This is a genomic window from Streptococcus oralis, from assembly GCF_026782085.1.
GTDB classification, from domain to species: domain Bacteria; phylum Bacillota; class Bacilli; order Lactobacillales; family Streptococcaceae; genus Streptococcus; species Streptococcus oralis_DA.
The window spans coordinates 745,180-760,245 of the sequence record NZ_JAKUVW010000004.1 but is presented as its reverse complement, the minus strand read 5'-3'; the positions used below and the strand labels follow the sequence as shown (position 1 = coordinate 760,245).

General features: G+C 40.7%; 19 protein-coding genes. 17 read left to right on the top strand and 2 right to left on the bottom strand.

What is annotated here, in order from left to right:
- Positions 1–35: 35 nt before the first annotated feature.
- Both MK395_RS05940 and MK395_RS05935 read right to left on the bottom strand, forming a co-directional pair.
- A complete protein-coding gene (locus tag MK395_RS05940; RefSeq protein WP_268711478.1) occupies positions 36–587 on the bottom strand; it encodes a DUF1307 domain-containing protein in 552 nt (183 codons plus the stop codon).
- A gap of 318 nt (positions 588–905) precedes the next feature.
- Complete coding sequence (locus MK395_RS05935; RefSeq protein WP_000844335.1) at positions 906–1,454, bottom strand: DUF1307 domain-containing protein; 549 nt, start codon at positions 1,452–1,454, stop codon at positions 906–908.
- Between the two features lie 139 nt (positions 1,455–1,593).
- Between MK395_RS05935 and MK395_RS05930 the strand changes: the two genes are divergently transcribed.
- From MK395_RS05930 to MK395_RS05850, 17 genes are all read left to right on the top strand, one after another.
- A complete protein-coding gene (locus tag MK395_RS05930; protein WP_001076927.1) occupies positions 1,594–2,631 on the top strand; it encodes a M42 family metallopeptidase in 1,038 nt (345 codons plus the stop codon).
- Between the two features lies 1 nt (position 2,632).
- The gene (locus MK395_RS05925; protein ID WP_000335635.1) at positions 2,633–3,094 is read left to right on the top strand and encodes an HIT family protein; all 462 of its coding nucleotides are present in this window, start codon (positions 2,633–2,635) and stop codon (positions 3,092–3,094) included.
- A gap of 14 nt (positions 3,095–3,108) precedes the next feature.
- Complete coding sequence (gene ldcB, locus MK395_RS05920; RefSeq protein WP_000747744.1) at positions 3,109–3,825, top strand: LD-carboxypeptidase LdcB/DacB; 717 nt, start codon at positions 3,109–3,111, stop codon at positions 3,823–3,825.
- 122 nt (positions 3,826–3,947) lie between these two features.
- Positions 3,948–4,373, top strand: a complete 426-nt coding sequence (gene rplK / locus MK395_RS05915) for a 50S ribosomal protein L11 (RefSeq protein ID WP_001085808.1) — start codon at positions 3,948–3,950, stop codon at positions 4,371–4,373.
- Positions 4,374–4,580: 207 nt separating this feature from the next.
- Positions 4,581–5,270: a 50S ribosomal protein L1 gene (gene rplA, locus MK395_RS05910; protein ID WP_001085675.1), complete on the top strand. Its 690-nt coding sequence runs from the start codon at positions 4,581–4,583 to the stop codon at positions 5,268–5,270.
- A 483-nt stretch (positions 5,271–5,753) separates the two neighbouring features.
- Positions 5,754–6,512 carry a class I SAM-dependent methyltransferase gene (locus tag MK395_RS05905; protein ID WP_033629389.1) on the top strand — a complete coding sequence of 253 codons (759 nt, stop codon included), beginning with the start codon at positions 5,754–5,756 and terminating at the stop codon, positions 6,510–6,512.
- A gap of 86 nt (positions 6,513–6,598) precedes the next feature.
- Complete coding sequence (locus MK395_RS05900; RefSeq protein ID WP_001049316.1) at positions 6,599–7,111, top strand: adenine phosphoribosyltransferase; 513 nt, start codon at positions 6,599–6,601, stop codon at positions 7,109–7,111.
- 186 nt (positions 7,112–7,297) lie between these two features.
- On the top strand, positions 7,298–8,242 hold the full coding sequence (gene metA, locus MK395_RS05895; RefSeq protein ID WP_268711477.1) for a homoserine O-acetyltransferase MetA: 945 nt from the start codon (positions 7,298–7,300) through the stop codon (positions 8,240–8,242).
- An 8-nt stretch (positions 8,243–8,250) separates the two neighbouring features.
- Positions 8,251–8,928, top strand: a complete 678-nt coding sequence (locus MK395_RS05890) for a DnaD domain-containing protein (RefSeq protein WP_042902575.1) — start codon at positions 8,251–8,253, stop codon at positions 8,926–8,928.
- A 96-nt stretch (positions 8,929–9,024) separates the two neighbouring features.
- Complete coding sequence (gene tpiA, locus MK395_RS05885; protein ID WP_000087899.1) at positions 9,025–9,783, top strand: triose-phosphate isomerase; 759 nt, start codon at positions 9,025–9,027, stop codon at positions 9,781–9,783.
- A 189-nt stretch (positions 9,784–9,972) separates the two neighbouring features.
- A complete protein-coding gene (locus tag MK395_RS05880) occupies positions 9,973–10,491 on the top strand; it encodes a Dps family protein (RefSeq protein WP_268711476.1) in 519 nt (172 codons plus the stop codon).
- Between the two features lie 209 nt (positions 10,492–10,700).
- A complete protein-coding gene (locus MK395_RS05875) occupies positions 10,701–11,039 on the top strand; it encodes a zinc ribbon domain-containing protein YjdM (RefSeq protein ID WP_268711475.1) in 339 nt (112 codons plus the stop codon).
- A gap of 2 nt (positions 11,040–11,041) precedes the next feature.
- Positions 11,042–11,665, top strand: coding sequence for a Pr6Pr family membrane protein (locus MK395_RS05870; RefSeq protein WP_000775203.1), 624 nt, complete (start codon positions 11,042–11,044; stop codon positions 11,663–11,665).
- 112 nt (positions 11,666–11,777) lie between these two features.
- Positions 11,778–12,929 (top strand): MFS transporter, encoded by a 1,152-nt coding sequence (locus tag MK395_RS05865; protein ID WP_000816259.1) that lies wholly within the window; start codon positions 11,778–11,780, stop codon positions 12,927–12,929.
- A 99-nt stretch (positions 12,930–13,028) separates the two neighbouring features.
- Positions 13,029–13,778, top strand: a complete 750-nt coding sequence (truA, locus tag MK395_RS05860) for a tRNA pseudouridine(38-40) synthase TruA (RefSeq protein ID WP_000199174.1) — start codon at positions 13,029–13,031, stop codon at positions 13,776–13,778.
- Positions 13,768–14,541 carry a bifunctional hydroxymethylpyrimidine kinase/phosphomethylpyrimidine kinase gene (locus MK395_RS05855; protein ID WP_268711474.1) on the top strand — a complete coding sequence of 258 codons (774 nt, stop codon included), beginning with the start codon at positions 13,768–13,770 and terminating at the stop codon, positions 14,539–14,541. Before truA ends, MK395_RS05855 begins: the two co-directional genes overlap by 11 nt.
- The gene (locus MK395_RS05850; protein WP_061408613.1) at positions 14,519–14,980 is read left to right on the top strand and encodes an ECF transporter S component; all 462 of its coding nucleotides are present in this window, start codon (positions 14,519–14,521) and stop codon (positions 14,978–14,980) included. The genes MK395_RS05855 and MK395_RS05850 overlap by 23 nt, the downstream gene beginning before the upstream one ends.
- The last annotated feature ends 86 nt before the right edge of the window (positions 14,981–15,066 follow it).

Below are 15,066 nucleotides of genomic sequence, written 5' to 3'. Positions count from 1 at the left end.
CATCGACCAAGAATTTTTTGTATGAGCACGACTCATTAGTTGGTTTGTTCAATATATCCAGCCTCTTTAAGCATTTTTCTAGTTTTTAGAAAACTTACACGGCTTCCAGAGCCAGAAACTTCATTTGGCATTGCTTTTTTCATCTCTTCGAGATTCACAACAGTCATGTCAACCTCCATGCTATGGATGACTTTTCCATCTTTGAATTCGATATTTTGTGTAATGCCTTTAAGTCCTTCCTCCTTTTTATAAGTTTTCACGATAAGTTCTTTAATCTCTTCTGCTGACTTGTCCAGTATTTCAGGGTCAAAAACATTATAGACTTCTTGTTTTACAACATCATCCCCCTTAACAGTGTATGTCAAGGTAGAAGTTCTTCCGGGATTGCTATTGTGAACAAAAATGTAGTTTTTTGTCTCATCTTTCTTTTCAGATGATTGTTGGCTGCTTTGTTTGGTCTCGCTTGACTGAGTTGTTTTGTCTTCTTTGCTACTGCTGCTAGCAGGTGTAGATGCTTGTTTGGAACATCCGAGCAGGAGGATAAGTGAAGCCACTAGGGCTAGTGAAGTTTTAACCAGAGTTTTCATAGAATTTCCTTTCATAATCAAAGTATTTTGTATTATAACATGATTCTACTACAAAATCAACTAGACCTCCCTACTCATCTGACTTGACATGACAACGAATAGAAATTAGTCTAACGATTAAAGTTTTGTCTCCATCTATTTCAAATAACTTTTATCCTATGGCTTTATAAGGGTGTGAAGTTTTAAATGCACTTTTTATGGGATTGGGAGGACTCTATTGGACTCATCGGTTAGGGATGTAATAAAATACCCCAAGAGTTAGAGTTGTGTCTAACTTTTGGGGTGGACCTACACTAGTCTATATGAAATTTTAGGAGATTAGTTCGTCTTTTCTGTGAACCCCATTTTTTCCAGTGCTTTTTTAGAGTTTGAGAAACTGACACGATTGCCGATACCAGAATATTCTTCAGGAAGTGCTTTTCTAAGTTCGCTAATACTTGCAACTGAGAAATCAACTTCTAAATCTTGAACAACTTTTCCATCTTTGATTTCAATCGTTTGTTTAACACCTTTGAGTCCATTATAACCTTTGTACTTTTCTTCGATAAAACTCTTGACATCTTCTGGAGTTGCGTTAAGAATCTCAGGATCTGCAACATTTTGAGCGGTTTGCTTGATAACATTGTCCCCCTCTACAGTATAAACCAAGGTAGAAGTGATTCCAGAATTGCTTTTGTTGACAAAAGTATGTGTCTTGGCTGTTTCTTTCTTTTCAGATGATTGTTCAGTGCTTTGTTTGCTCTCACTTGACTGAGTTGTTGTGTCTTCTTTAGTACTGCTAGCAGTTGTTGATGCTTGTTTGGAACATCCGAGCAGGAGGACAAGTGAAGCCACAAGGGCTAGTGATACTTTAAAGTATGATTTCATATTTGTTACTTTCCTTTCATAATCAAAGTATTTGTATTATAACATGGATCTATAGTGAAAGCAACTAAACACAGTTTTTCTCCTTTTGAGAAGGAGTCTGACTAGAAAAATGTTATAATGGTAGGAAAGAGGTGAAGAAATGAATCAGACTATAAACTATATCAAAGAACTAACCGCAATTGCATCTCCGACGGGCTTTACTCGTGAGATCTCAGACTATCTAGTCCATACTTTAGAAGAGCTTGGTTACCAGCCTGTTCGCACAGCCAAGGGTGGTGTCAATGTTACTATTAAAGGTCAAAATGATGACCAACACCGCTATGTGACTGCCCATGTGGATACGCTGGGTGCTATTGTCCGTGCTGTCAAACCAGATGGCCGTCTCAAATTGGATCGTATCGGTGGTTTCCCTTGGAACATGATTGAAGGGGAGAACTGTACGGTTCATGTGGCTAGCACAGGTCAAACGGTATCTGGGACCATCCTCATCCATCAAACTTCTTGCCATGTCTACAAAGATGCAGGAACTGCTGAACGCACACAGGACAATATGGAAGTGCGTTTGGACGAAAAAGTAACCAATGAAAAGGAAACGCGCGCCTTGGGCATCGAGGTTGGCGACTTTATCAGTTTTGACCCGCGAACTGTCGTGACAGAGACTGGTTTTATCAAGTCCCGTCATTTGGATGACAAGGTCAGCGCAGCAATTTTGCTCAATCTTCTTCGTGTTTATAAGGAAGAGGGGATTGCATTGCCAGTAACAACTCATTTTGCTTTTTCAGTCTTCGAAGAGGTTGGTCACGGTGCCAACTCCAATATTCCAGCTCAGGTAGTGGAATATCTAGCTGTGGATATGGGAGCTATGGGCGATGACCAGCAGACGGATGAGTATACAGTTTCTATCTGTGTCAAGGACGCTTCAGGTCCCTATCACTATGACTTCCGTCAACACTTGGTAACTTTGGCGAAGGAGCAAGATATTCCTTTTAAGCTCGACATTTATCCATTTTACGGTTCGGATGCTTCAGCGGCTATGTCAGCAGGAGCAGAGGTCAAACACGCCCTCCTTGGAGCTGGTATTGAGTCCAGTCACTCTTACGAACGAACACATATTGATTCGGTCGTGGCGACAGAGCGTATGGTAGACGCCTATCTCAAGAGCACCTTGGTAGAATAATATGTGCTTGATTTGTCAAAGAATTGAATGGATCAAGGCAGGGGAAAATCCCTACTTTGTAAAAGAACTAGAAACAGGCTATGTTGTTATTGGAGATCACCAATACTTTAAGGGCTATACCTTATTTCTGGCAAAAGAGCATGTCACAGAACTCCACCATATGGAGACTTCTGTAAAACTTCGCTTTTTAGAGGAAATGAGTTTGGTCCAAGAAGCAGTCGCCAAAGTATTTGAGGCTGAAAAGATGAATATTGAACTCCTAGGAAATGGTGATGCCCACGCTCATTGGCATCTCTTTCCACGAAGAACAGGTGATATGAAGGGTCATGGATTGAATGGCCGTGGGCCAGTCTGGTGGATGCCATGGGAAGAAATGGCGGCAGAAGATTGCCAAGTGAAATCCCATGAGTTGGAACAAATGATTAAAGCCTTATCCGATGAATTAGAGAAGCACGTGGTCTAAGAGAGGAAGGAAAAATGAAAAAAAGATACATTGTTTTATCTGGTTTGCTGGCAGTAACCCTAGCAGCATGTTCTCAAGAACAACCTAAAAATGAAGAAAATACTCAAAAAACAGAACAAACTAGTCAACCTGAAGGAACTGTAGGGAGCAAATCCCAAGCTTCTAGTCAGAAGAAGGCAGAAGTTGTCAATAAGGGAGACTACTATAGTATTCAAGGGAAATACGATGAAATCGTCATAGCTAATAAGCACTATCCTTTGTCAAAAGACTATAATCCAGGAGAAAATCCAACAGCTAAAGCAGAGTTGCTGAAGCTCATTGCAGCAATGCAAGCAGCTGGCTACCCAATCAGCGATCACTACAGTGGTTTTAGAAGTTATGAAACTCAAACCAAACTTTATCAAGACTATGTCAATCAAGATGGTAAGGAAGCAGCAGATCGCTACTCAGCTCGACCAGGTTATAGTGAACACCAGACGGGCCTTGCTTTTGACCTTATTGGGACAGATGGTGATTTAGTTACTGAAGAAAAGGCAGCCCAGTGGCTCTTGGATCATGCGGCTGACTATGGCTTTGTCGTTCGCTATCTCAAAGGCAAGGAAAAAGAGACTGGCTACATGGCAGAAGAATGGCATCTCCGCTACGTTGGAAAAGAAGCCAAAGAAATTGCTGCAAGTGGCCTCAGTTTGGAAGAATACTATGGATTTGAAGGCGGAGATTACGTCGATTAAAAAAGTAATTTTTCTCTTGCATTTTTAGATAAATAGTGTATAATAGAAAGGTGTGTGTAAAGCATACTTGTGGGAGGTAAAAATCTTTAATTACCGCCAAAACCACAAAGGAGGATTTAAAAATGGCTAAAAAAGTCGAAAAACTTGTAAAATTGCAAATCCCTGCTGGTAAAGCTACACCAGCTCCACCGGTTGGACCTGCTCTTGGTCAAGCTGGTATCAACATCATGGGATTCACAAAAGAGTTCAACGCTCGTACAGCTGACCAAGCTGGTATGATCATTCCAGTTGTTATCTCAGTATACGAAGACAAATCATTTACTTTCGTTACAAAAACACCACCAGCTGCTGTTCTTTTGAAAAAAGCTGCAGGTGTTGAAAAAGGATCAGGTACACCTAACAAAACTAAAGTTGCTACAGTTACTCGTGCACAAGTACAAGAAATTGCAGAAACTAAGATGCCAGATTTGAACGCAGCAAACATTGAGTCTGCAATGCGTATGATCGAAGGTACTGCTCGTTCTATGGGATTCACTGTTGTTGACTAATCAATAACACAGTAGAAAATCTCACAGCAGTCTATTAGTTGCTTTTCATACTAGGCCAGTGACTGACGCTTGTACTTGGGTACAGTAAAGGAACTTAACGAAGTAGGAAAAGAAAATCAATAGACTGAATACCCGCAAGACTTCATCATTTCGAGAAGTGACGTGGGAGATGAAAATCGATTGAACCACTTACAAGGAGAATAGAAAATGGCTAAAAAAAGCAAACAACTTCGTGCTGCTCTTGAGAAAATCGACAGCACAAAAGCATACAGTGTAGAAGAGGCTGTAGCACTTGCAAAAGAAACTAACTTTGCAAAATTTGACGCAACTGTAGAAGTTGCTTACAACTTGAACATCGACGTTAAAAAAGCTGACCAACAAATCCGTGGCGCAATGGTATTGCCAAACGGTACTGGTAAAACTTCACGCGTTCTTGTTTTTGCACGTGGTGCAAAAGCTGAAGAAGCAAAAGCTGCTGGTGCAGACTTTGTTGGTGAAGATGACCTTGTTGCGAAAATCAACGACGGTTGGTTGGACTTCGACGTAGTTATCGCTACACCTGACATGATGGCTCTTGTTGGACGTCTTGGACGTGTCCTTGGACCACGTAACTTGATGCCAAACCCTAAGACTGGTACTGTAACAATGGATGTTGCTAAAGCAGTTGAAGAGTCTAAAGGTGGTAAGATTACTTACCGTGCTGACCGTGCAGGTAACGTTCAAGCAATCATCGGTAAAGTATCATTTGAAGCTGAAAAATTGGTTGAAAACTTCAAAGCTTTCAACGAAACAATCCAAAAAGCAAAACCAGCTACAGCTAAAGGAACTTACGTAACAAACTTGACAATCACAACTACTCAAGGTGTTGGTATCAAGGTTGACGTAAACTCACTTTAATTAACAGATTTTTAAAAACGAGTACGAAAGTGCTCGTTTTTTAGATACGACGGGCATTCCGTTCATCTGAGGTGTAGGTCCTCTGTGGGTACCATATACTAGTAAACCCAAAAGTGATTCCCAAGCCTGACTATTGTGAGTAGCTGATCGAACGGCATTAGGATAGACTGTTTAAGTCTGTCGTTGGAAATAAGAATCGGCAGAGAAAGATATAGAGAAATCTTGGCTATACGAATAGGCACGTGATAGTAAAGCGCATATAGCGGATAAGGAGGCCAGCAACTCTAAAGTACAAATATGTAGTCGTAACCTATATGCATAAACTACGTGAGCAATTGAATTCGAACTAGAGAGGTGATTAATAGATTTATGCTATAGTCATGGCAGCTTGTATGCTTTTGATTCTAGTTTATCAAATAATAGATTAGAATTGTCAGATAATATAATTTTATGTTATAATGAAGAAAAAATAGAGGTGTTCAAATGTCAGAAGCAGGTCATAAGTTTTTAGCAAAACTGGGAAAAAAACGCTTACGTCCAGGTGGAAAACGTGCTACAGATTGGTTAATTGCGGAAGGAGGATTTTCAAAAGAAAAGAGAATACTAGAAGTTGCGTGCAATAGGGGAACTACAGCAATTGAGTTGGCACAGCGTTTTGGTTGTAAGATAACTGCTGTTGATATGGATGGACAAGCCTTAGAAGTGGCTAAAAAATCTGCTGAAACGGCAGGTGTTGGTCATTTGATCAGATTTGAAAGAGCAAATGCAATGAAACTTCCTTATGAAGATGCTAGTTTTGATATTGTTATAAATGAAGCTATGCTGACTATGCAAGCCGATCAAGCTAAGAAAAAATGTGTAATGGAGTATCTAAGGGTTTTAAAACCTGAAGGTCTTCTTTTGACACATGATGTGCTTCTTAAGGAAGCTAAAGAGTCTGTCAGACAGGAATTGTCACAAGCAATTCATGTAAATGTAGGTCCTTTAACTCAAGATGCTTGGGAACAGGTGATGATAGAATCAGGTTATCGTGATGTGAAAATATTGACTGGTGAAATGACATTAATGAAATTATCAGGTATGATTTATGACGAAGGTTGGCTAGGAACTTTGAAAATTTGCGTAAATGCTTGTAAAAAGGAGAATAGAAAGCAGTTTTTAACTATGTATAAAATGTTTGCTAAGAATAAACAGAAATTGGGCTTTATTGCTATGGCTAGTTATAAATCGTCAAATCGTTAGATAATTATTGAAGTTAACTTTTCCTTTCTTCTTTCTTAAAAAATATGCTATAATAGAGAGTAAAAAACTTTGAAAGAAAGAAAAAGATGAATTTAAAAGATTATATCGCAACGATTGAAAATTATCCCAAGGAAGGCATCACCTTCCGTGATATCAGCCCATTGATGGCAGATGGCAATGCCTATAGCTATGCTGTTCGTGAAATCGTTCAGTATGCAACTGACAAGAAAATCGACATGATCGTGGGTCCAGAGGCTCGCGGATTTATTGTTGGCTGCCCAGTTGCTTTTGAGTTGGGAATTGGTTTTGCACCTGTTCGTAAGCCAGGAAAATTGCCACGTGAAGTCATTTCTGCTGATTATGAGAAAGAGTACGGTATTGATACCTTGACCATGCATGCTGATGCGATCAAGCCAGGCCAACGTGTTCTCATCGTAGATGATCTTTTGGCAACAGGCGGAACTGTTAAGGCAACGATTGAGATGATTGAAAGACTTGGTGGAGTTGTAGCCGGTTGTGCTTTCTTGATTGAGTTGGATGAGCTTAAAGGCCGTGAAAAAATCGGAGATTACGATTACAAGGTACTTATGCATTATTAATGAAAAACAGTCCTTGGGGCTGTTTTCTCTTCATCTGCTATATAAATTAACTATAGCTAGTTAGAGAAAAACTATAATTGAAAACTATATCTTCATACAGTATAATAAAGGGAAGAAGTATTTGGAGGTTTTTACTTTCAAACAGACAAGATCATTCCCGAAATAGAGAACTGTTAGGAGGGTATTATGCCGATTCGAATTGATAAAAAATTACCAGCTGTGGAGATTTTAAGGACTGAAAATATCTTTGTTATGGACGACCAACGGGCCGCTCATCAGGATATTCGCCCCTTGAAGATTTTGATTTTAAATCTCATGCCTCAAAAAATGGTAACAGAAACGCAACTCTTACGGCATTTGGCTAATACCCCTTTGCAACTAGATATTGATTTCTTATATATGGAAACACATCGTTCCAAGACAACCCGTGCCGAACATATGGAAACTTTCTATAAGACCTTCTCGGAAGTCAAGAATGACTTTTTTGATGGAATGATTATCACGGGAGCTCCAGTGGAGCACTTACCTTTTGAGGAGGTGGACTACTGGGAGGAGTTTAAACAGGTCATCGAATGGTCCAAGACGCATGTTTTTTCTACCCTGCATATCTGTTGGGGTGCCCAAGCAGGTCTTTATGCTCGCTATGGCGTTGAAAAACACCAAATGGAGCAAAAACTGTCAGGTATTTACCCTCAGGATACCTTGAAAGAGGGCCATCTTCTCTTTCGTGGTTTTGATGATAGCTATGTAGCTCCCCATTCTCGTCATACAGAAATCTATAAGGAAGAGATATTGGGAAAAACCAATCTGGAAATCCTCTCTGAGGGAGAACAAGTCGGCGTTTCAATTTTAGCCAGTCGGGATCTTCGTGAGATTTATAGTTTTGGTCATTTAGAGTACGATCGTGACACTTTGGCAAGAGAGTATTTTCGTGATTATGAGGCGGGACTCGACCCTCATATCCCAGAGAACTACTTTAAAAATGATGATGTAAATGAGACGCCCTGTCTTTGTTGGTCTTCATCAGCTGCCCTCTTTTTCAGCAATTGGGTAAACTATGCAGTTTATCAAGAAACCCCTTTTGACTGGAGAAAGGTAGAGGATGATGCGGCTGCATTTGGATATCTATAAGAGGAATTATGACATATTTTGACGCTTTTAAATCAGGGAACTTGGTTTTGCCAAGTGCCCTGCTCTTGCATTTTAAGGAACTCTTTCCTTCCAGCGAAGATTTTCTCGTCTGGCAATTTTTCTATTTACAAAATACCACAGCACTAGGAGATGTTTCGCCTAGTCAGATTGCTGAAATCATTGGGAAAGAGGTGGCAGATGTCAACCAATCCATTTCGAATTTGACTGAAAATGGTTTGCTACAATATCGGACCATTGAACTAAATGGGGAAATTGAGCTGATTTTTGATGCTAGTTTGGCTTTTGAACGCTTGGATAGCTTGCTAGATACCCAAGCTCCAGCTACAACTGCCCCAAACCCGCAGAATCAGTTGAAGGATCTGGTTGAAACTTTTCAGCAGGAATTGGGACGTTTGCTGACGCCGTTTGAAATCGAAGATCTTTCTAAGACAGTCAAAGACGATGGGATTAAGGTGGATTTGATCAAGGAAGCTCTCCGAGAGGCCGTTCTAAATGGCAAACCAAACTGGAAATATATTCAGGCAATCCTACGAAACTGGCGCCATGAAGGCATTCAATCTGTGGCTCAGGTAGAGGCCAAACGAGCAGAGCGAGAGGCTAACAATCCCAAACAAGTTCAGGCTTCGGCTGATTTCCTCGATGCTATGAATTTGTGGCAAAATTAGTCGCTTGAAAAATCTTGAAAATTAGAGTAAGGTTTGCAAGCTCCTTATAAATATGATAGAATATTAGTGAATAAAATGAAAAAAGAGGTATGTGAAATGTCACGTAAACCATTTATCGCTGGTAACTGGAAAATGAACAAAAATCCAGAAGAAGCAAAAGCTTTCGTTGAAGCCGTTGCATCAAAACTTCCTTCATCAGACCTTGTTGAAGCAGGTATCGCAGCTCCTGCAGTTGATTTGACAGCTGTTCTTGCTGCTGCTAAAGGTTCAAACCTTAAAGTTGCTGCTCAAAACTGCTACTTTGAAAATGCAGGTGCTTTCACTGGTGAAACTAGCCCACAAGTTTTGAAAGAAATCGGTACTGACTACGTTGTTATCGGTCACTCAGAGCGTCGTGACTACTTCCATGAAACTGACGAAGATATCAACAAAAAAGCAAAAGCAATCTTTGCAAACGGTATGCTTCCAATCATCTGTTGTGGTGAGTCACTTGAAACTTACGAAGCTGGTAAAGCTGCTGAATTCGTAGGTGCTCAAGTATCTGCTGCATTGGCTGGATTGACAGCTGAACAAGTTGCTGCATCAGTTATCGCTTATGAGCCAATCTGGGCTATCGGTACTGGTAAATCAGCTTCACAAGACGATGCACAAAAAATGTGTAAAGTCGTTCGTGATGTTGTAGCTGCTGACTTTGGTCAAGAAGTTGCGGACAAAGTTCGTGTTCAATACGGTGGTTCTGTTAAACCTGAAAACGTTGCTTCATACATGGCTTGCCCAGACGTTGACGGTGCCCTTGTTGGTGGTGCGTCACTTGAAGCTGAAAGCTTCTTGGCATTGCTTGATTTTGTAAAATAATCTCAGTTATTCCAGACAGTCTTCTAAGACTGTCTTTTTTTATAGAGGTCATATATTTTTCTTAAATTATCAGTCTATTACAACTTTTTTAATATGGGTTAATTTTCTTGCTTTTGTCTACTAGGAGTAGTATACTGAGATAGTAATCAATAAATATGGTTGCAAAAATAATATTATGAGGTGATCAACATGGTTGAATTGAAAAAAGAAGCAGTAAAAGACGTAACAACATTATCTAAAACAGCGCCAGTAGCATTGGCAAAAACAAAGGAAGTATTGAACCAAGCAGTAGCGGACTTGTATGTGGCTCACATTGCCCTTCACCAAGTTCACTGGTATATGCGTGGTCGTGGTTTCCTCGTATGGCATCCAAAAATGGATGAATACATGGACAGCCTTGATGGCAATCTTGACGAAATCAGCGAACGTTTGATCACCCTTGGCGGCAAACCTTACTCAACTTTGACAGAATTCCTTCAACACAGTGAAATCGAAGAAGAAGAAGGAGAATTCCGTAACGTTGAAGAAAGCTTGGAACGTGTTCTAGCGATTTATCGCTACCTCATCACTCTTTTCCAAAAAGCTTTGGATGTGACTGATGAAGAAGGAGATGATGTTACAAACGATATCTTTGTTGGTGCTAAGGCTGAACTTGAGAAAACAGTTTGGATGCTTGCAGCAGAACTTGGACAAGCTCCTGGTTTGTAAAATATAGTTGCTACCCCTTTTATCATGAGGTGCTTGATAAGTGCTCATGACCAATCATCTTTTAAAAGTCATGTAACTGTAAACAGTTGCATGATTTTTTTGTCTGCTAGACTTAGGAAACATTGTCAAAAGTAGGATTTTACGGTATAATAGTTGCTGTTCAATAACATATGAATTTTAAAGAATAATTGTTAGTTTAAGGAGGACTTATGAACAAATTACCAAATTGCCCAAAATGTAATTCAGAATATGTCTACGAAGATGGAAGTCTCTTGGTCTGCCCAGAGTGTGCCTATGAGTGGAACCCTGCAGAAGTTGCAGAAGTAGAAGAAGGTGTTGTTGCTATCGATGCCAATGGAAATAAATTGGCTGACGGCGATACTGTAACCCTTATCAAGGATTTGAAAGTAAAAGGTGCGCCAAAGGATTTGAAACAAGGAACTCGCGTTAAAAATATCCGTATCGTAGAAGGTGACCACAACATCGACTGTAAGATTGATGGTTTTGGAGCTATGAAACTCAAGTCAGAATTTGTTAAGAAAATCTAGCCATGAAACTGAATTATAAATTTATCTTTTATAGTCGTGTGCTCTTGTTTTTAGCGGCATTTACAGGAGTTTATCTAGAGATTACCAAGCACGGTGGCTTTGGTATGCTCCTTTACTACACAGTGTTGTCCAATCTTTTGGTAACGATTTTCACGGGTTATCTGCTCCGTGTGATGAGTCGTTCAGGTGAAAATTGGCAAAGTCCGACCTTGCTTCGTCTCAAGGGTGGTGTTACCATGAGTATCATGATTACCTGTGTGATTTACCATTTTATGCTTGCTCCGATTGCGACAGACTTTTACCGTGTGGAAAATTTCCTTTGCCATTATATCGTTCCACTCTGGTTTTTAGCAGACACCCTCTTCTTTGATAAACGTGGGGAATACAAGATCTGGGATCCAGTCTTATGGACCATCTTGCCCTTGGTTTATATGATTTTTGCCTTGTTTAACGGCCTGGTCTTAAAACTCAATATTCCGAATTCCAAGGACAATCCCTTCCCATATTTCTTTTTAAATGTGAACAAGGGTTGGGACGTGGTTATCAAATGGTGTTTGATCATTTTTGCAGCGTATATGGTTGCAGGCTTCATCTTCTATCTGATCAAGCAAATCAAGCGAAAATAGTCTTCCTATTAGGAAAGTTAGGACGGAGTCTCTAGTTCAATCGGGCTCCTTCTTTTCTTGCCATCTTCCTTTTAAAAGGATAAACAGTGAGAAATATACAGAAAGAAAATTCATGAAACAATATTTAGAACGGGCTAGTATTTTGGCCCTCTCCCTCGTTTTGATTACCTCCTTCTCCATCTCAAGTGCTCTGCCAGCCATGTTTGACTACTATCAAGGCTATCCCAAAGAACAAATCGAGCTCCTGGTCAGTCTTCCTTCTTTTGGAATTATGATTATGCTGGTTTTAAATGGGTTTTTGGAGCGGTTATTTCCTGAGCGACTTCAGATTAGTCTAGGTCTTCTCATCCTTTCTATCGGGGGGACAGCCCCTTTCTGGTATCAGGAGTACAACTTTGTCTTTGCGATGCGGATTTTATTTGGCTTGGGTGTTGGGATGATCAATGCCAAGGCCATTTCCATCATCAGTGAACGCTATCATGGAAAGACACGGATCCAGATGTTGGGGCTTCGCGGATCAGCAGAAGTTGTCGGGGCGTCGATTTTGACTCTAGTGGTCGGTCAACTCTTATCCTTGGGATGGACAGTGACCTTCTTGGCCTACAGTGCGGGATTTTTAGTATTGATCCTTTATCTGCTCTTTGTCCCTTATGGGAAAGAAAAGAAAGAAACAAAGAAAAAAGAGACCGAAACGACTCGTTTGACAGGAAAGATGAAAGGATTAATTTTTCTATTGGCTGTCGAAGCAGCAGTTGTTGTCTGCACCAATACAGCTATCACCATTCGTATTCCTAGTCTGATGGTGGAAAGAGGTCTAGGGGATGCCCAGTTATCGAGCTTGGTCTTAAGTATTATGCAGTTGATTGGTATCTTGGCAGGTGTGAGTTTTTCTTTCTTTATCTCTCTATTTAAAGAAAGATTGCTCCTTTGGTCAGGTATCACCTTTGGATTGGGGCAGATTGTGATTGCCTTGTCTCCGTCATTGGGTGTGATGGTAGTTGGAAGTGTTGTGGCAGGTTTTTCCTACAGTGTGGCCTTGACCACTGTCTTTCAGCTTCTTTCTGAAAGAATCCCAGCCAAGCTCCTTAATCAGGCAACATCTTTTGCAGTGCTAGGATGCAGCTTTGGAGCCTTTACGACACCTTTCATTCTTGGGGCGATTGGCTTGGTGACTCAAAATGGTATGTTGGTCTTCACCATTTTAGGATGTTGGTTGATTGTCACTTCTATCTTTGTTATGTACGCACTTCAAAAGAGAGCTTAGGATTAATTTCCTAAGTTTTTCTTTCTGGGAATTTTGTACCCAGACAATTATTGGTTTTTAAACTTGTTTACACTTTTATTTCCTGATAAAATAGAAGTTATGACAAGATATAAAGCAACTATTTCTTATGATGGTTTTGCCTTTGCCGGTTTTCAGCGCCAGCCTCATGCGCGGAGCGTTCAAGAGGAAATCGAAAAAACCTTAACGAGACTCAATAAGGGGCAAGCCATCGCTGTTCATGGTGCTGGTAGGACGGATAGTGGGGTCCATGCTCTGGAACAGGTCATTCATTTTGATCTGCCCTATCAGATGGATGAGGAAAAACTCCGTTTTGCTCTGGATACTCAGTCACCAGAAGATATCGATGTGATTTCGATTGAGATTGTGGCGGATGATTTTCATTGCCGTTATGCAAAACATAGCAAGACCTATGAGTTTATAGTAGATAGGGGGCGTCCTAAAAATCCCATGCGCCGTCACTATGCTACTCACTTTCCCTATCCCCTCGATGTGGAGCGGATGCAGGAGGCTGTCAAGAAATTAGAAGGAACCCACGATTTTACCGGTTTTACAGCATCTGGAACCAGTGTAGAGGACAAGGTTCGGACCATTACAGAAGCCAGTCTTAGTGTTGATGAGACAGGGCAGTTTTTGACTTTTACCTTTTCAGGAAATGGATTCTTATATAAACAGATTCGTAATATGGTGGGGACACTGCTCAAAATCGGAAATAATCGAATGCCAGTTGAGCAGATTGACTTGATTTTGGAGAAGAAGGACAGGCAGCTAGCAGGTCCAACGGCTGCACCGAATGGCTTGTATTTAAAGGAGATTCGTTATGAAGAATAATCGTATTTTAGCCCTTTCTGGGAATGATATTTTTAGTGGTGGTGGTTTATCAGCTGATCTTGCCACCTATACCTTAAACGGCTTGCATGGCTTTGTAGCAGTGACTTGTTTGACAGCCTTGACAGAGAAGGGGTTTGAAGTCTTCCCTACAGATGATACTATTTTTCAACATGAGTTGAATAGCTTACGTGATGTCGAGTTTGCAGGGATTAAGATTGGCCTTCTTCCTACTGTCAGTGTGGCTGAGAAGGCCTTGGACTTTATCAAGCAACGTCCAGGAGTGCCTGTGGTATTGGACCCCGTTTTGGTCTGCAAGGAAACGCACGACGTGGCTGTTAGTGAGCTCTGCCAAGAGTTGATTCGTTTTTTCCCTCATGTCAGTGTGATTACGCCAAATCTTCCTGAAGCAGAATTGTTAGCGGGTCAAGAGATCAAAACATTGGAAGATATGAAAACTGCAGCGCAGAAATTGCATGATTTAGGAGCGCCAGCAGTTATTATCAAGGGAGGCAATCGCCTTAGTCAGGACAAGGCTGTGGATGTCTTTTATGATGGACAAACTTTCACTGTCCTAGAAAATCCCGTTATCCAAGGGCAGAATGCTGGTGCAGGATGCACCTTTGCCTCAAGCATTGCCAGTCACTTGGTTAAAGGTGATGAACTTTTAACAGCAGTGGAGAGCTCTAAAGCTTTCGTTTACCGTGCCATTGCACAAGCAGATCAATATGGAGTAAGACAATATGAAGCAAACAAAAACAACTAAAATCGCCCTTGTATCCCTTCTAACCGCCCTTTCTGTGGTTCTAGGTTATTACTTGAAAATTGGAACGCCAACAGGAATATTGACTCTCTTGGATGCAGGTATTTTCTTTACTGCCTTTTACTTTGGCAGTAAAGAAGGAGCTGTCGTTGGAGGACTAGCAGGATTCCTAATTGACCTTTTATCAGGCTATCCACAGTGGATGTTCTTTAGTTTAGTGAACCATGGCTTGCAAGGATTTTTTGCAGGTTTTAAAGGGAAGTGGCAATGGCTAGGCCTTGTCTTGGCTACTATCGTCATGGTAAGTGGCTACGCCCTAGGTTCTACCCTTATGAATGGCTGGTCAGCAGCCTTGCCAGAAATCCTTCCAAACTTCCTGCAAAATACCTTGGGAATGGTTGTGGGATTTGTAGTCTTTCAGAGTGTTAAGAAGATTAAGTAGAGAGGTTGAGTCAAAAGTCTTTAAAATCAAAAAACGCATAGTATCAGGTGTTGAATAAACTTGATACTATGCGTTTTATTATTTTG